Raw genomic sequence first — 16,766 nt, forward strand, 5'->3', positions numbered from 1 at the left:
GCCGTCCAGCAGCGACACGTCCTCCCCCTCCCAGGGGCTCGGCATCGAGCCCCGGCCTGCCGTGGGCAGCGGCATCCAGCATTTCAATTCCGGTTCGGCATATTCGACCACGCGGCCCGGCTGGGAGTCGGAGGAGCGCCAGCCTTCTTCGCCATGCTGGTCGGCGCGCGACCAATAGGCCATGTCGACCTCGGCCGGTCCCTGTTCGGTCGGCCGCACCGTGACCAGGATCCGGCTGCCATCCCTCGGCGCGCTCGCCATGTTGCGCCAGCGATCGGGCTCGTCCATTCGCATCTCCTCCTGCATTTATGGCCGCCATCGTGCGGCGTGGCGGCATGCCATTCTTGTTCGTTTTCCGCCGGAAGGCCACAGGGGATCGAATGGACCACCGAACTTTCCGCAGCTCACCGCGTCCCCGTGCCAGCTTTGCTGACAGCCATATCATTCGCCGCTAATATTCCGGCATGAGCGACGGACTGCTGGCAGGCGCCACCCATCTCGGGCCGGTTCATCTCAGGGTGATCGACATTACGGCGGCCTTGCCCGTCTGGCGCGATGCGGTCGGGCTGTCGCTGCTTGGGGAGGATGACGCGGTGGCCGGGCTTGGGGTCGACGGCAAGGCGCTTATTGTGCTGCATGAAGGCGCCGAGGTCGCGCTGCCGCAAAAGGCGCGCGGTCTCTTCCATGTCGCCATCCACGTCACGACGCGCCGCGACCTCGCGCATGCCGCCGCCAGGCTCAAGGCCTCCGGCCTCAGATACAGCGCCCAGGATCATCTGATTTCGGAATCGCTTTACGTCTCCGACCCTTCCGGCAACGGCATCGAGATCTGCTTCGACACACCGGAGCGCCTCGCCGACAGGCAGGAGGCGCCGGATGGCCGCGTCACCCTGATCGCCACGGACGGCAGCGCCCATTCCGGCCTCGAGCCGCTGAATGTCGCCGCCCTGCTGCGCGATCTCGGCAATTCCGGTCATGTTGAGGCAAGACTGCCGGCGAATGCCTTCATCGGCCATATCCATATGCGCGCCCGTTCTCCCGAAACACTGATGGCGTTCTATGTGGGCGTGCTCGGCTTCCGGCCGCATATCCAGTCGAGGGCCTTCGGCCTGTTCGACTGCGGCACCGACCGGCGCCCGCACATGGTTGCGTTCAACATCTGGGCCCGCGATGAATTGAGGGAACCGCCAGCGGACGCGGCGGGGCTGCAGCGTTTCACGGTCGTGCTCGACGCAGCCGATGAGCTTGCCGCCGTGGCGGAGCGGCTCGGCCAGGCCGGCGTGCCCTTCGGCGAGGCGGGCGGCGCGCTGGACTGCGCCGATCCCGAGGGCAACCGGCTGCGCATGGTGGTCGCCGGCACCTGAGTGGCGATGGGGGAGGGTGGCATGTCGATCAAGGTCATCGGCACGGGCTTTGGCCGGACGGGTACGGATTCGATGCGCAAGGCGCTGACAATCCTCGGCTTCGGCCCCTGCCATCACATGTCCGAAGTGATGGCCGACGGCGAGCAGAAGCGGCTGTGGCGCGCGCTGGCAAAAGGAGCGGCGCCCGACTGGCGCGCGCTGTTCTCGGGCTACAATTCCTGCGTGGACTGGCCATCGGCGCATTATTGGCCCGAGCTGATCAACATCTATCCTGACGCCCGCGTCATCCTCACCTGGCGTTCGCCGGAAAGCTGGTGGGAGAGTTTCGAGAAGACCATCCTCGTCGGCATCGGCCAGACCCAGGACCAGGATGCGCTCGGCCGCACTTTGGTCGCTGCCCGAGTGTTCGGCGGCAGGCCGCATGACCGCGCGCATGCGATCGACGTCTATGAGGCCAATGTCGCCGCCGTCATGGCGACGGTGCCGCGCGAGCGCCTGCTGGTCCACCGCCTCGGCGACGGCTGGGAGCCGCTCTGCGCCCATCTCGGCGTTGCCGTGCCTGACGAGGCCTATCCCAATCGCAACAGTACGAAGGAATTCCGCGCGGCGCTGGTGAGGCGGTAGGCAGTAGGCAATAGGGAATAGGGAATAGGGCGGTGGGAAGATAGTCCTGAACGCTCTCGCCGTACTGCCTACTCCCTACTCCCTACTCCCTACTGCCTACTGCCGTCTTCCTCCCTAGTGCGCGGTTCCCGCGACTTTGTTCCGTCGAGACGTGACCGCCTCCAGCAGGTCGCGCTCGCTGGTGTGAGCATTTCGAAAAATGGCCACAACCATCTCAGCCAGAATTTCGGCGTCCGGCCCCAAGGGGTCGAGATGCTCATCCGCGCAGATCTGATCGAACACGCGCTCGCAGATTGCCAGATCGTGGGGGCTGAAGCAGGTGCCATTGAAACGCCGGCGTGGCATTTTGCGAACCTTTCAGGGCCCGCTGCGCGTGGTTGCGGCGGGCTTTTTACCGGGGAACCGCCGAGGCGATGGAGCGCCCGAGTAACAATATCGTCGACAGTATTGCCATACGACTACTCAGGACCCGGCAGCTGCATCGTCAACAGGCCCAAGATCTGTGCGCATTCGCGAGCCTTGTACTGCCCGGCGATCATCAACTGATAGTAGTCTCGCCGTTTTTCATCGGGGACACGAAAGCCGCGCCGAAATGCGGCGGCCTCCTTTGGAGTCCTGGTGCAGCCGAGTTTGCTGGCGCTGACCTTCAAACTCGCCAGTGAGCATCCGATCCTGGCAGCAATATCTTTCAAGGGTTCATTGTTAAAGTACCCATCAAGAATGATTTTGCGGCGAGCCTCCGCTTTGAGCTTTGCGTTCATCTCGTGGTCTCCTCAACTACGCTTTCACGATGCCAGATTTTATACGCACCGGGGTGAGGAGTGTCGTTATCGTCACATCCATAAACTTATCTCGGAATGCATTTCTTGCTGACATCCAGCGTGATGATGGCCGCTTCTGTGGACTTCAGTTCCGCCAGTCTTGCCAAGTGCCTGTGGTACACCACATGATTGACGTGGGCGCATGGGTATACCGGATTCGGATAGGTACCCTGCGATGGATGCTAAGAAGCACGGCGAGGCGCGCGCGAGGCAAGCGCCGGAGCGTGATCGACGTCGGTGGCCGCGCGAAGCGCAACCTCACAACGAGGTTGCACCGTCACTTGCGCCGGCGCTCGACCCTTTGCCATTTTCAACGCGCGAACTGGCGCCGGAGCAGCAGTTCGCCGCCTGGCAGGCGCATATGGCACCGCTTGTCGAGGTCAAGCTGCCGGACGACAAATCGGCCGACGATGGCTTTCCTGCCGACCATACGGCCTGGAACTTCGGCCGCATGCTGATCGTTCAACAGCGCACGCCGGCGTATAGCTACATGCGCTCCGCCGCGAAGCTCCGGTCCAGTTCGATCGATCACTGGTATATCGCCTTGCCGCGCACTGGCCGGTCGTGGACCGAGGTCGATCGCCGCGTTGCGGAAAACCAGCCGGGCAAGTTGGAGATCAGATCGCTTGGCTACCCGTTTCGCGGCAGGACAACGGAATCCGAAAGTCTCTTCGTCTATCTGCCGCGTGACTTGTTCGCCGACGCGAGGGCAACCCTGGATGCGAAGAACAATTCAGTCCTGTCTGGCAACTTTGCCGACCTCTTACTCGATTATCTCAACAGCATCGAAGCAAGGTTGCACAGTCTCACGGCTGACGATCTCCCCCGCATCGTGCATGCGACGCGCAGCATGATCATTGCTTGCCTTTCGCCCCCGGCGGAACATGCCGCGGCTGCCGAACAATTGGTCAGCGTGGCGTTGATGGAGCGCGCCCGCCGATACGTCCAAAACAATCTGGATGCGGCCCATCTGACACCGGATTCAATGTGCCGTGCGCTCGGCGTCTCGCGCTCCCGTCTCTATCAGCTGTTCGAACCGAGCGGTGGTGTCCTCCACTACATACAAAGTCGCCGGCTCCTGGCAGCCCATGTCGCGCTTGGCGATCCGGCGGACAGCCGGCGCATTGTCGATATTGCGGAAGCCGTCGGGTTCAGTTCAGCGGCCAATTTCAGCCGGGCATTCAGCAAGGAATTCGGTTACAGCCCCCGCGAAGTCCGAAGTTCCGCGGTGCCGCCGCGCCCCGCCCACTCTGTCCCGCTTGCCGAGCACGACAGGGTCTCGTCCTTTGAAGGCTGGCTGAAGGCGCTAGGAAGCTGACTCTGGGCTCAAAACCGGCTTGGCTGGGCAGGGAGCTGCTCCGCCTCATGGGATACAATATTTCGAATCGCTTCCACCACGGCATCAGTCATATAGCTGAATTGCCGCCAATTTTCGATTTATTAACGAACTGTGACTGTTCATCGTTATCGATAACTTGCTACCCTTCACAACCGAGCATTCATCGCAATTGCGCCGCACGCGACGCTTGTTGATACGGCGCGCTGAAAGTTTGCCAAGCTTGATAGTTATGCTATTTCTAAACTGGGGGACGCGAACTCGCACCGCCTATGGAGGTGGCTCTTGCGCCCAGAGGCATCAGGCGTCGGCACGCAGAGCGAGGGCCCTTCCTCGAGCGATGTTCCACGTGCCGGCGAACCGCTTCTCGCTGACCTTTTGGCGAACACGACCGAGCTGCTGTCGTTCTATGATCGCGACTTCCGCCTGACGCACTACGCCACCAGCCTCAAAGGCCTGTATGGCGGCGCGGTGGCGCTGGGCGCCGCCATTTGGGAGATCTACCCGGGCTTCCTCGATTCCAGGTGTCGCGACGAATTTCTTCGGGTGTTCCAGGGCGGCTCTGCGGCAAGCATCGACCTGCCGCGATCGTCGGGCGAAGCACCCCGATCCGTTTTCGTCTTCGGCACCGCAAATGGTGTGGGAATCGTCGAATCACGAGAGCGCGGTGGGCGCAGCGCAGCGGACGAGCAGGAGCATGTGATTCTGCTCCACCAGGCGACGCACGACGTGCTGACCGGACTGCAAAATCGGCGGCGATTCGGCGAGCGCCTGCAGCAGGCGCTGACGACCGTTGGCGGACCAAAGCCGAAAGCCGCCCTGCTGCAGATCGACCTGGACGATTTCAAAGCGGTCAACGACACGCTCGGCCATGGAGCCGGCGACACGCTTCTTCAACTTGCGGCAGGTCGCATCCGCGACGCGCTGCAGGACGGCGAATCCGCCTACCGCTATGCAGGCGATGAGTTCGCTGTCATCCAATTGGGCAAGGAGCAGCCGGCCGAAGCCGAGCGCCTCGCCGGATTGCTGGTCAATGCGTTCAAGGACCCGTTCGTCATCAACGGCATTTCTGTCTTCGTCGGCTCGAGTATCGGAATTGCTTTCGGGCCGGAGCACGGGGCCGATGGCGAGCAACTGATGAAAGCCGCCGACATTGCTCTTTACGCGGCCAAGACGGATGGACGCGGCTGCGCTCGAACGTTCAACCGTTCGATGCTGCTCCTGCTCGAGCAACGCGAAAACCTGAGGCGCAGCCTTCGAACCGCGCTGGAGCGGAACGAGCTTTATCTGGAGTATCAGCCGCTCATTCGGGCCCGTTCGTCGGTGGTCGGTTTCGAAGCGCTGTTGCGGTGGCGGCACCCCGAGATCGGGATCATTCCGCCCGGCGTGTTCATCCCGATCGCCGAAGCCGATGGTTTGATGGATGAGATCGGGAGATGGGTGCTCGAGCAAGCCTGTCGCCAGGCATTGACGTGGCCCTCGGCGCTGACAGTCGCGGTCAACCTGTCGCCGGCTCAGTTCCTTAGCGGTTCGCTGACGGACACGGTCGCCCAGATCATCGACGAAGTTGGAATTCGCGCCGACAGACTAGAGTTGGAAATAACCGAAACGGTTCTTCTCGAGAGGACGATCGACAATATCGACACGTTAAATACTTTGAACGTCTTGGGGATAAGAATTTCGCTCGACGATTTTGGAACGTACTATTCGTCGTTGAGCTACCTTAAGAACTTTCCCTTCGACACTTTGAAGATAGATCAATACTTCATCGCGGACCTGGAAACGGATCTCAAAAGCCAGACGATCGTGCGATCGATCATCAATCTGGCGCACGGCCTGGGAATAAGCGTCACCGCCGAAGGGGTTGAGACGTCGGCACAGGCACGGTGGCTGACCAAGGAGAATTGCGATTGCCTGCAGGGTAATTTCCTGGGACGGCCGCTCGGAGCCGAGGCGACCAGCGATTTCATCGGGCGATCCTCGCCCAAGGCGGTGCGGGCGATGGAGGAATCGAATCGGGCGCTCTAGCCCCTTGCACCCTTTGTAAAGTGGAGAGTTGTAAAAGCGATCGAGACAGATACCGCGCAACCCTTGTCGTGCGGGACTGGCTCATCACGAGGCGGCGGAAATTCCGTCTCGGAGGTCATCGCGCCGCCATGGCTCAATACGGATGGAATAGGGAGGATGCCGATGGGAGCTGTTCATCATGGCCTGGCTGGCGAGCCGACTTTTGAGCCGATGATCCAGATCGACATGGAAATCAGAAGTTTTGTCTCCGCCTGGAGGCACTGCGATTATGTCTCGACATACGTGGCCCGGATGATCAGCCAGACGAGGTCGGACTCGGTCCGGCATTCAAATCTCTTTTCCTCCGCCTTCAACGAATTGCTGGAGGTTGCCTTTCGCACGCGCCATGGCGACGGCGAACTGGCATGCAGGGTGTCCCGCCATGGAGCGACGGACAGGATCGAGCTGACATTTCCTTGCGTGGCGGAGGAGCGCCAATTCTACAAGGAAGCCGTAAGCCAGGTCGCGGGATTGGAAGCCAGGGAGCGATACGTCAGTTCCGTGTCTGGGGATATCGCGCCCAGCCGGGAGATCGTACTCCTGGAACTGGCTGTCGACTACAACGCGACACTGAGGGTCGAGGAAGCCGACGGCGATGCGATCAAGTTGGTCGTGGATCTTCCGCTCGAGGGCTTTGAACATTGAGCCCTTACAGCCTTCTCCCACGCTTCAAGGCGCAATACGACGCGAACAGCCAGGAATTCTCCATATCCGGGGTGGTCCGGCCTCAGGCGATCGACGAGCTTGCGCCCAGCCTGGCATTGCTGCGTGACGCGATCGCCCGTGTGCGCGGCGTTCTCTACGTCAATGTCAGACGCCTGACGCAGATGAACAACGCCGCGTTTCACGCCTTTTCGAGGATCATCATCGACGCTTGTCGCGCTCGACCCGATCTCAAATTTGTCGTCATCACGTCGAGCGTCGTCGGCTGGACCTCGCGAAAATTCAGTCGCCTGAGCGGAATCGAACCGAACATCACGGTCGAGGAGTATGACAGCGAATTCTATCCGGGGCAGGGCTTTCTCGAGGAGGGCGGGTTCGTTCCAATCCTGCGCACGCAGACAAAGATGACCTGGCGCCACGAGCGAGCAATCTTGCCGCGACACGGCATGAGGCCAGGGATCGTCATGGCCGACATCTGTTGCGGGATCGGTGATTTCGCCGTGCTCGTGCAGAAGGAGTTCCAGCCATCGCGGATCGTCGCCCTCGACCACTCCATGTCCAGCCTGAACTATGCTCGACAGGTGATGCGGGAGTTCGATATCCGGGGCATCGAATATACCTATGGCGATGCGTCGGAAATGCTGCTCGATGAAGCGCAATTCGACTTGGTCACCTGCCGGCATTCCCTTCAAATCTTCAATCGACCGGAACTCATCCTTAAGGAACTCTACCGCATATGTAAGCCAGGCGGGCGGGTCTACATCACCAACGAGAAGAACTCGCATTGCCTCGGCGAGCCGCGCGCCGAAAGCATTCGTTGGACCTACAACGAGGTGGCGAAGCTGTTCGGGCATTTCGAGGTGGACGTCGAGCTTGGGCCCAAGAGTAGGCGATACCTGATCGAAACCGGATTCGAAGACATCCGTGTCGAGACCTTCATGGTCACCAACCTGGACGGCGATCCCCAGGACTTCGCCGATGTCATCGTAGCCTGGGCGGATGTCTATGCGGGCGAGATGGCGGTGAGACGCGGCGACGGACCGGAGTTCGTCGCACGGTTCCGGCAGGGTTTCCAGGACCACATTTTCGCGGCGCTACATCCCAAGGGTTATGCGGGTTGGCCGATCTGGGTCGCATCGGGGCGGCGACCGCAATGAAAGCCGACAACGAACCTGCACCGCGTTTCGGCCTGCGCTCCTTTCGAGCGAAATTCGTGTTGGTCGTTGGCGGCGCGGTGCTGTTCGACCTCCTGCTGAGCGGCGGTCTGGCGCTTTGGAACGTTCAGAAGCTGTCGAGTGATGCCACATCGGAAGTCGGCGAGGGCCTGACGACCGCAAACCAGGAATACATTCGCTCCTATGCCGAGTCGACGGCATTGAGTGTCGACCTGCTGCTCGATAGGGTCCATGGCGACGTCAAGGCGCTGGCCGGCGTGCTGCAGGCCCAGATCGACGATCCTACGCGCCAGCAACAGGTTGGAGCGACGCTTTCGCATGAAGCGCCGGGCTCCGTGAAGGTCGTCTACGACGCGCAAGGCGATTGGGCGCAGAACCTGCCGGGCGCGCCTTCGGTGATAAGCGTCTGGGGCTACCTGCTGGGGGCCGACCACAATCCGTTGCCGAGCGTCCAGCAGGAAATAGAAGACAGTACCGTGCTGGATCTCGTCGCGCCGACGCTCATGGCCAGCGGGTCGTCCAAACTGCAGATGTACTATATTGGTCCAAAAGAGCGGCCGATCTTCAGGACGGTGCCGTATACGGACCAGGCACAGACCTTCGACCGGCTCTATCCGGGCCATAACAAGGCCGAGTTCTGGGAGTTCTTCTTTCCTGGGATCTATGGGTCGTGGCAGCAATGGGCCAAGGATCCGGCCTCGCGTCCAGTCCCTGACGACATCACCCAGACAGCGCCCTACACCGATGCAATCACGGGAAAGCTGATCGTCAGCTTTTTCCACCCGCTGTGGACGCGCGATCGCACCGGTATCGCCGGCACGGCGGGGGCAGACATCACGCTCGATCAGCTTGCGGAAGTCGTCGAACGTGTGAAGATCGCCGAAACCGGGTTTGGTTTCCTCACGATGTCGAGCGGCAACGTGGTGGCGATCAATGCGTCCGGCCAGGCGATCATCGGCCTGACGTCATCGAGCGATGCGGGCGCGCAGGGCGTCACCGGCCTGGAGAGGTCCCTGCGCGGAAGCACGCAGCCCGCCATCGCGTCGCTGCCTCTCGACCAGAACAATGACGGTGTCATTCAGCATATCATGCTCGACAACAAGGGCGAACGCGTACCCTACATTGTCGTCCTGAAGAGATTGAAGCCGACCAATCTGTGGAGTTCGGGACCGATCAAGCCCGAGACGATGTCGGTCGGCATCGTCGTGCCCGAACGGGAGATCTATGCATCGCTGTTCGCCGCGCAGCAGAGCATCTCCCGCGCAACCAATCGTATCCTGCTCTTCCAGATCGGCGCGATCGTCGTTTCGCTCCTGATTGTCTTTGCGGCGGTGCTCGGGATTTCGAAGCGCATCACGGCTGGCCTCAGGTCGCTTGCCAGTGCCGCCCAGCGGCTCCAGTCCAAGGACTATTCAGTCCGCGTGAGCATTCCAACGCGCGACGAGGTAGGAGCGGCAGGCATCGCCTTCAACCGCATGGCCGAGGAGATCAGCTTTCACACCGAAAACCTCGAGCAACTCGTCGACGACCGAACCAGGGAACTCGGGGACGCAAACCTGGAGATTTCCGCGCTCAACGAAAAGCTGCGGGACGAGAACGTCCGCCTCGGCGCCGAGCTCGCGGTTGCCCGGCAGATCCAGATGATGGTCTTGCCGAAACCATTCGAACTCGAAGCGATTCCCGGGCTGGAGATCGCAGCTTACATGCGGCCGGCCGACGAGGTCGGCGGCGACTATTACGACGTTCTGCAGAACGGATCGCGGGTCAAGGTCGGCATCGGCGACGTGACCGGTCACGGCCTCGAGAGCGGCGTGCTGATGCTGATGGTCCAATCCGTTGCGCGTGCGCTGCAGGAGGCCAACGAGGCGAATCCGCACCAGTTTCTGAATAGGCTGAACAGCGCGATCTACAAGAACATCGAGCGGACCAACACCGACAAGCATCTTTCGCTGGCTTTCCTTGACTTTGAGGATGAGCGGGTCACGCTATCCGGCCAGCATGAGGACGTTCTCGTCGTGCGCGCGGATGGGGAAGTCGAACGCATCGATACGCTTGATCTGGGTCTGCCGGTCGGTCTGGAGAGCGACATCTCGCAGTTCATTGACACGCGTGACATCCGGTTCGGCAGCGGCGACGTCATCGTCCTGCACACTGACGGTGTGACCGAGGCGGAAGACCAGAACAAGAGACTGTTCGGGTTCGAGCGTCTCTCCCAGAGCGTGCAAAGACGTCACGGCCGAAGCGCCGAGGAAATCAAAACCGGGATCGTCGACGATCTGATGGCCCATATCGGAATCCAGAAGATCCACGACGACATCACCCTTGTGATCATAAGGCACACCTAGGCAATGACCGCGCTGTTCGGCACCCCTGACATTGCAATCGGGATGAGGGAGAACGTCAGTCGCGTGCGGCTGTTCGACGGCCCTCTCGACCTGAGTTGGCGTCACTGCGCTACGACCTCGGACTTCATCGCCGATCTTTTCGCATTGCGCTTTCAGTCGTCTCGCAATGACTACTTGGAAGTGCGGCATAGCATCGGATATCTGGTCAACGAGCTCATCGAAAATGCCGTCAAGTTTCGCGCCCCGGGTGAGATCGTGATCGAGGCGTCGATGGATTCGGAGTGCTTCAAGCTCAAGGTGTCGAACGACATCGATGGTCAAGACGCGTCCGAGTTCCAAACTCTCCTGGCGGACATCACGGTTGGCGACCCCAAGGACCTGCTGATACAGCGAATAGAAGCGAATGCCGCGAACCCCGACATGTCGGGCTCCGGGCTCGGACTGCTGACGTTGATGAGCGACTATGGCGCACGCCTCGCCTGGATATTCAGCTCAGCGGACGAAAGCGATCGGGTTTGCCTGGAGACATACGCCTCCATTCCGATCTCGCAAACTCAAAACTAGAAGAAACGAAACCAGGCTATGGAAATCAAGACAGACGATTACCGTGTGTGGATTGAGGGAAGCGATATATTTTTCGACGGTTCAATGCGGCTCGCCAGTTCACAAGCGGGTGCGCCCATCACGGCCTTGGCGTCCAGTGTGCTTGCGTCAAATCCCGCTTCCATTACGCTCAATTTGAAGGACCTTCACTTTCTCAACTCTTCCGGCATCAACCTGCTGGCGAAATTTACCATCGAGGTGCGCAAGCATCCTGATGTTCGGTTGGTCGTGCGTGGAACGCCCGACATACCCTGGCAATCGAAATCATTGCCGAATCTGAAGAAGCTGCATCCGGCCCTGGTGCTTTTGATGGACTGACCGGGTCGCCGTGAACTGGCCAAGGCCCAGGTGGCTCGCGACAATCCCGGATAACATTTGGCGTCAGAGAGCGCCGCACTGAGCGAGATATGTACCCCAGGATAAGTATTTGGATGCGGGGCTAACGACAAATCGGCCCCGTGCGTAGATGATTGCAATGACTCGGCGGGGGCTCGGCACAGGCGGCAGGCATCCAGGTTGGGGGGATGTCGGGCCGCCTGTGCCGACAAGCCGCCGCCGCGTGGTCAAAGGTGGCGTCATTGAGTAAGCGAGCCAAGGTCAACAGCGGCCGGCTGGAGTTCATCCCGCCGCAGATCCCGACTCGGGTCGAGCAGCCGCCCGAAGATGAGGGATGGGTTCACGAAGTCCATCTTGACGGCTACCGGACGCAGATCATCATCGATAACGGCGGGGTGCGCCTCTACAGCAAGAACGGCCGTGACTGGACCACGAAATACTGGCCCATCGCGCTGGAAGTCGAGCTGCCGTGCCGGTCCGCCATTCTCGACGGCGAGGTCATTGTGCCGGGCGAGCAGGGCTCTCCCGACCGCCCCGCGCTGGAAACCGCGATCTGGCACGAGCCGAGCCGGCTGGTCTTCGTCGCGTTCGACATCCTCCATCTTGACGGTCGCGATCTGGCCTCCTTGCCCCTGCTGCAGCGCAAGCAGGCGCTGTGGCAACTGGTCGAGCCCGGCCTCGGCAGGATCCAATACAGCGAGCATTTCGAGGGCAGTGCGCTGGGCATCATCCGCGCCACCGAGAAGATGGGGCTCGAAGGCATCATCTCGAAGCGCGCCGACAGCCGCTATAGCAGCGGACCGTCGAACACATGGCTGAAGGCCAAATATTCCGCGCCCATCCCGGCGTAGCCGTCCCGCAAGGCCCAAGGGTGCGAGGCCACTTTAGGCCGCCGCCTCAACCGGAAGGCCCGCAGCCTTCCATTCGGGGTAGCCGTCCTCGAGCCGATGAACGACATACCCTCGCGCCCGCAATGACGCGACAGCCTCGAAGGACAGAACGCAATAAGGACCGCGGCAATAGGCGATGACCTCCCGGTTGGCGGGAAGCTCCGCCAGCCGGCGTTCAAGGTCAGCGAGCGGAATGTTGAGCGCCCCCGGAAGATGTCCAAGCGCAAATTCGTCCTCCGACCGGACGTCGAGAACCGTGACAAGACCGTCATGCAGTCTTGAGACAAGGTCTTCGCGCGACACAGCCTCCAGCGCGTCGCGTGCGTGGAAGTAGTCGGCCATGACGCGATTGACCTCGGCGACGTTCCGCTCGCCCACGCGCCCCAAGGCCTTCATCAACTCAACCACCTGGGTATCTCCGGCAAGACGGTAAAGCACATGCTTGCCGTGCCGCCGCGCCTCGACAAGGTGCGCGCGCCGGAGGATCTGAAGGTGGCGCGAGGCGTTGGCAAAGCTGAGGCCCGCCCGTGCCGCAAGCCCCTCGACATTCCGTTCACCCTGGGCGAGGTGCTCCAGCAACTCCAGCCGGTGCGCATGCCCGAGAGCTTGAGCCAGTTCGGCAAGGCTGGCGAAAACCGCCTGTTTTGGTCCGATGCTTGACATGCATTCTTCTCGATGGAACATTCAGCAGAATAATTGAATGTTATCTCGGGCGAGGCAGGGAGTGCAAGAGTCATGATTCTCCGTCAGTTCCTCCATTCCGATCCCGTCGCTGCATCCTACCTGTTCGGATGCGGTGGCAAGTCGGCAGCCGCCGTCGTCGATCCGGTAGGCGATATCGCGCCCTATCTTCGAGTTGCCGAGGCGACCGGCATGCGCATTCTCTATGTGGTCGATACGCACATCCACGCCGACCACATTTCCGCCGGGCGGACGCTCGCCGCAGCCTCCGGCGCGGAATACACGCTGTTCGAGGGCACGGAAGCCGGTTTCCCATTTCGACGCGCCAAGGACGGCGAGGTAGTCGAGCTCGGCAACGTGACCATGACCGTCATGCACACGCCCGGGCACACGCCGGAGCACATCTCGCTCCTGGTCACGGACAGGACACGCGCGGCCGAGCCATGGTTCGTGCTGACGGGCCACACTCTCATGGTTGGCGATCTCGGACGAACCGAACTTGCAACCAGTGCCGAGGACGGCGCGCGGACGCTGTTTTCGAGCGTGCGCCGCCTCAAGCAACTGCCGGATCACGTCGAAGTGCTGCCCGGCGCCTACTCCGGCTCGGTCTGCGGGCGCTCGCTCAGCGGCAAGCCGACATCGACGATTGGCTTCGAGAAGCGCTTCAACAAGGCGTTCCGCATTGATGACGAGGACGCTTTCGTCGCCACGATGATCGCGGACATACCGCCCCCGCCGCCGGAGGCGGCGCGCAACCGTGCCGCCAACGCGGGTCACGCCGCCGCCTCGGCCTGAGCAATGAACGAGGGGGCATCAGTTTCGCCAGGCTCGACTGTCAGGCTTGGGCTCAAGGAAAACTGGCGGCAGTTTGCCCTGCTCATGCTGGTGAATGCCTTTGTCGGCGGCATGGTCGGGGTCGAACGAACGGTCGTGCCGCTCATCGGGTCGGAAGAGTTCGGCATCGCCTCGACGACACTTGTCGTCTCCTTCATCGTCAGCTTCGGCGTGGTCAAGGCGCTTGCCAATCTGGTCTCGGGCCAACTCGCGGATGCCTGGGGCCGCAAGCGCGTTCTCGTCCTCGGCTGGCTTGTCGGCCTGCCGGTCCCGTTCATGATCATCTGGGCGCCGAGCTGGGGATGGGTGATTGCGGCCAATGCCCTGCTCGGCATCAACCAGGGGCTCGCCTGGTCGATGACGGTCATCATGAAGGTCGACCTCGTTGGTCCGAAATCGCGCGGCCTCGCCGTCGGCCTCAACGAATTTGCCGGTTACCTGGCCGTCGGCGTGACGGCGTTCCTCACTGGCTATCTCGCCTCGCGGTATGGTCTGCGTCCCGCGCCGATCTATCTCGGCATGGGCTACGCCGTGATCGGCGCCGTGCTGTCGATCCTGCTCGTCCGTGACACGCGCGACCACCTCAGGCTGGAGGCGTCCGCCCACAAGCAGCAGTCCGCGCCGATCAGTTTCCGGGAGGTATTTGCGCTAACCTCGTTCAGGGATCGCAATCTGTTCGCGGCATCGCAAGCGGGTCTCGTCAACAACCTCAACGACGGCATGAGCTGGGGTATTTTCCCATTGTTCTTCGCCTCCTTCGGGCTTGGCGTCGAGCGCATCGGCATCCTGAAGGCGATCTATCCCGCGACCTGGGGAATCCTGCAGGTCGTCACCGGCCCCTTGAGCGATCGCTGGGGTCGCAAAGGCTTGATCGTCGCCGGAATGTGGGTTCAGGCCGGCGGCCTGTTTCTCACCGCGGCCACCAGCCGGTTCGAGTGGTGGCTCGTCGGCAGCCTTCTTCTCGGCCTTGGAACGGCGATGGTCTATCCAAGCCTGATCGCCGCGGTTTCCGACGCCTCGCATCCGAGCTGGCGCGCCCGTTCGCTTAGCGTCTATCGGTTCTGGCGCGACCTCGGCTACGCGATCGGTGCGCTCTCCGCGGGCCTCATCGCCGATCGCTTCGGGCTCTCATGGGCGATCACGTCGATCGCCGCACTGACGTTTTTCTCGGGCGCGATTGTCGCCGTCGCGATGCGCGAGACCGCCAAGGGTTAGCTGGCCTGAATGATCTTTTTCACCTGTTGACGGTCTTCCGGCGACCACTGCTCGGGGTTCTCCTGATGAGCGATGGCGGCGTGAAGCTCGATGTGTTTCCACAGTTCAGTTTCGGTCTCAGCCGTGAACGATCCTGGACAGGCTTCCATCCCAGGGTAGTCCTTGCACCGATATGAATAGGCCATATCTACGCCTCCCTAGTTTGCCCAGGTAGCAGGCGAGGAAGCGGCTCGCTTGTCAATTCACAGTTTTCGAATGCGCCGTACGCGCATTTCATCCAATCGGATTAGCGCTGGTTCGTGCTTGGTGCGGCAAATTGAGGATCGAGGATGGCCGACGGTGAAAACATATCAGCCCTTGGCCTCGGCGCCGCCTTTCGCGGGTGACACCAACTGGATCGCCGGGCGCTCGCCGGGCGCATTGTTCCTGGCGACGACGACGCGGTCGCGGCCTTCCGCCTTGGCGTCATATTGGGCGTGGTCGGCGGCGTTCGTCAGCTCGGCCCAGCCGGCGCCATGCTCGGGATAGGCGGCGACGCCGAATGAGGCCGTGACGGTGCCCAGCGTGCGGCCGCGGTGCGCCAGATGCAGCTGCTTGATCGCCTGGCGCAGCGTTTCCGCGCGCGCGGCGCCCTCTTCGAGCGAACAGCCCGGCATGACCAGCGCGAATTCCTCGCCGCCATAGCGCGACACGACATCGCTGTCGCGGGCATGCTCGATCAGGGTTGCCGCGACCTGCTTCAGCACGAGGTCGCCGGCTTCGTGGCCGAACGTGTCGTTGAACTGCTTGAAGTGGTCGACGTCGAGCATGATGATCGCCAGCGGCTGGCTCGAGCGCTCCATGCGCCTGAGTTCGCGGCTGCTGGTTTCCTCGAGATAGCGGCGGTTGAACAGGCCCGTGTTCGGATCGCGGATCGATTGCTGCCTGAGCGTCTCGCGCAGCCGCAGATTGGCCAGCGCCAGCGCCAGCGTGTCGACGACGCCGCGCAGGATCTGCTGCCGCTCGGCAAGCCATTGCGGTTTCTCGGCCGCGTTCGGCTCGCACAAATGCAGGATGCCCAGCGTCTCGCCCTGCGCCGCCAGCGGCATGCAGACATAGCCCTTCTTGCCGTTCTCCGTGATATGAGCGCAGCGCGGCGTCAGCATGCCCGGACCGGCGACATGTTCCTGGCCGCGCCGCAGCGCCCAGCAGTCCTCCGGCGCGAACTGGTTGACGCTCGAGCGAACGTCGCCCCAATGCGCCATCTCTTCCACCAGGTTGCGCGAGGCGCTGGTCAGATGCACGCTGCCGCTCAGGCCGCCGAGGAACTCAGTCATCGCCGTGCCGACCACCGAGAAGGCTTCGGGGAAGGTCACGCAGGCCTGCAGCAACTCGCCGAGCTTGACCAGCCGGGTCGTGGTTTCCGACTTCTCATGCAGCTCGCGATTGAGGACGGCGAGCTGGTCGGCGCGCTCATTGACGACGCCTTCGGCGCGGCGCAATTCGCTGATGTCGTTCAGCGTCAGCACCAGCCCGCCCTCGGACCGGCTCAGCGGGCTGCAACTGGCGATCACGGGCACTTGCGATCCGTCAGATCTGGTCAGGCGCACTTCGCCCTGGTGCTGGCGTCCGGTGGCCAACGCCATCTCGACGGGAGACGTCCCGCCGGCGAAGTCGCCGCCTCTTGCGTCGTGGAGTTTCAGCGCCGCGTCCCATTGCAGGCCGACGATCTTGTCGGCGCGCCGGCCGACCATCGTTGCCGCCGCGGGATTGGCGCTGGCGATGCGGCCATCGCCGTCGAGCACCGCGATGCCCTCGGCCACCGTCTCGACG

Annotated in this window: 18 protein-coding genes; 12 read left to right on the plus strand and 6 right to left on the minus strand. The window is 62.0% G+C overall.

What is annotated here, in order from left to right; genetic code table 11:
* Positions 1-288, minus strand: a 288-nt coding sequence (locus tag EN738_RS15545) for a hypothetical protein (protein ID WP_127284462.1), incomplete at its 3' end; no start/stop codon positions are given.
* 176 nt (positions 289-464) lie between these two features.
* Here EN738_RS15545 and EN738_RS15550 point away from each other — a divergent pair.
* Together EN738_RS15550 and EN738_RS15555 are read left to right on the plus strand one after the other, a co-directional pair.
* Complete coding sequence (locus tag EN738_RS15550; protein ID WP_127284463.1) at positions 465-1,364, plus strand: VOC family protein; 900 nt, start codon at positions 465-467, stop codon at positions 1,362-1,364.
* 21 nt (positions 1,365-1,385) lie between these two features.
* A complete protein-coding gene (locus EN738_RS15555; RefSeq protein WP_127284464.1) occupies positions 1,386-1,988 on the plus strand; it encodes a sulfotransferase family protein in 603 nt (200 codons plus the stop codon).
* Between the two features lie 114 nt (positions 1,989-2,102).
* On the opposite strand, the gene EN738_RS15560 is transcribed toward EN738_RS15555, so the two are convergent.
* Both EN738_RS15560 and EN738_RS15565 read right to left on the minus strand, forming a co-directional pair.
* Positions 2,103-2,333, minus strand: coding sequence for a hypothetical protein (locus EN738_RS15560; protein WP_127284465.1), 231 nt, complete (start codon positions 2,331-2,333; stop codon positions 2,103-2,105).
* Between the two features lie 113 nt (positions 2,334-2,446).
* Positions 2,447-2,749 carry a hypothetical protein gene (locus EN738_RS15565; protein WP_127284466.1) on the minus strand — a complete coding sequence of 101 codons (303 nt, stop codon included), beginning with the start codon at positions 2,747-2,749 and terminating at the stop codon, positions 2,447-2,449.
* A 235-nt stretch (positions 2,750-2,984) separates the two neighbouring features.
* On the opposite strand from EN738_RS15565, the gene EN738_RS15570 reads away from it, so the two are divergent.
* From EN738_RS15570 to EN738_RS15605, 8 genes are all read left to right on the plus strand, one after another.
* On the plus strand, positions 2,985-4,127 hold the full coding sequence (locus tag EN738_RS15570; RefSeq protein ID WP_127284467.1) for an AraC family transcriptional regulator: 1,143 nt from the start codon (positions 2,985-2,987) through the stop codon (positions 4,125-4,127).
* A 396-nt stretch (positions 4,128-4,523) separates the two neighbouring features.
* Positions 4,524-6,173, plus strand: coding sequence for a bifunctional diguanylate cyclase/phosphodiesterase (locus EN738_RS15575; protein ID WP_127284476.1), 1,650 nt, complete (start codon positions 4,524-4,526; stop codon positions 6,171-6,173).
* 162 nt (positions 6,174-6,335) lie between these two features.
* The gene (locus tag EN738_RS15580; protein WP_127284468.1) at positions 6,336-6,857 is read left to right on the plus strand and encodes a ubiquinone biosynthesis methyltransferase UbiE; all 522 of its coding nucleotides are present in this window, start codon (positions 6,336-6,338) and stop codon (positions 6,855-6,857) included.
* The gene (locus EN738_RS15585; RefSeq protein ID WP_127284469.1) at positions 6,854-8,032 is read left to right on the plus strand and encodes a class I SAM-dependent methyltransferase; all 1,179 of its coding nucleotides are present in this window, start codon (positions 6,854-6,856) and stop codon (positions 8,030-8,032) included. Before EN738_RS15580 ends, EN738_RS15585 begins: the two co-directional genes overlap by 4 nt.
* Entirely contained in the window at positions 8,029-10,395 is a 2,367-nt protein-coding gene (locus EN738_RS15590; protein WP_127284470.1) for a SpoIIE family protein phosphatase, read from the plus strand. The genes EN738_RS15585 and EN738_RS15590 overlap by 4 nt, the downstream gene beginning before the upstream one ends.
* A 3-nt stretch (positions 10,396-10,398) precedes the next feature.
* The gene (locus EN738_RS15595) at positions 10,399-10,959 is read left to right on the plus strand and encodes an ATP-binding protein (RefSeq protein ID WP_189340528.1); all 561 of its coding nucleotides are present in this window, start codon (positions 10,399-10,401) and stop codon (positions 10,957-10,959) included.
* An 18-nt stretch (positions 10,960-10,977) separates the two neighbouring features.
* Positions 10,978-11,316, plus strand: a complete 339-nt coding sequence (locus tag EN738_RS15600) for a hypothetical protein (protein WP_127284471.1) — start codon at positions 10,978-10,980, stop codon at positions 11,314-11,316.
* 206 nt (positions 11,317-11,522) lie between these two features.
* On the plus strand, positions 11,523-12,185 hold the full coding sequence (locus tag EN738_RS15605) for an RNA ligase family protein (RefSeq protein ID WP_245494556.1): 663 nt from the start codon (positions 11,523-11,525) through the stop codon (positions 12,183-12,185).
* Between the two features lie 33 nt (positions 12,186-12,218).
* Here EN738_RS15605 and EN738_RS15610 read toward each other — a convergent pair whose 3' ends face one another.
* Positions 12,219-12,887 (minus strand): metalloregulator ArsR/SmtB family transcription factor, encoded by a 669-nt coding sequence (locus EN738_RS15610; RefSeq protein WP_127284472.1) that lies wholly within the window; start codon positions 12,885-12,887, stop codon positions 12,219-12,221.
* A gap of 72 nt (positions 12,888-12,959) precedes the next feature.
* Here EN738_RS15610 and EN738_RS15615 point away from each other — a divergent pair, with 72 nt between their 5' ends.
* Together EN738_RS15615 and EN738_RS15620 are read left to right on the plus strand one after the other, a co-directional pair.
* Positions 12,960-13,700 carry an MBL fold metallo-hydrolase gene (locus EN738_RS15615; RefSeq protein ID WP_127284473.1) on the plus strand — a complete coding sequence of 247 codons (741 nt, stop codon included), beginning with the start codon at positions 12,960-12,962 and terminating at the stop codon, positions 13,698-13,700.
* A 3-nt stretch (positions 13,701-13,703) separates the two neighbouring features.
* On the plus strand, positions 13,704-14,954 hold the full coding sequence (locus EN738_RS15620) for an MFS transporter (protein ID WP_127284474.1): 1,251 nt from the start codon (positions 13,704-13,706) through the stop codon (positions 14,952-14,954).
* On the opposite strand, the gene EN738_RS15625 is transcribed toward EN738_RS15620, so the two are convergent.
* The gene (locus tag EN738_RS15625; RefSeq protein WP_127284475.1) at positions 14,951-15,139 is read right to left on the minus strand and encodes a DUF1059 domain-containing protein; all 189 of its coding nucleotides are present in this window, start codon (positions 15,137-15,139) and stop codon (positions 14,951-14,953) included. The genes EN738_RS15620 and EN738_RS15625 overlap by 4 nt on opposite strands.
* Positions 15,140-15,304: 165 nt before the next feature.
* On the minus strand, positions 15,305-16,766 hold a 1,462-nt coding region (locus tag EN738_RS15630), incomplete at its 5' end, for a diguanylate cyclase (RefSeq protein ID WP_145966853.1).

Origin of the sequence: Mesorhizobium sp. M4B.F.Ca.ET.017.02.2.1 (assembly GCF_003998955.1) — a bacterium.
Lineage (GTDB): Bacteria > Pseudomonadota > Alphaproteobacteria > Rhizobiales > Rhizobiaceae > Mesorhizobium > Mesorhizobium abyssinicae.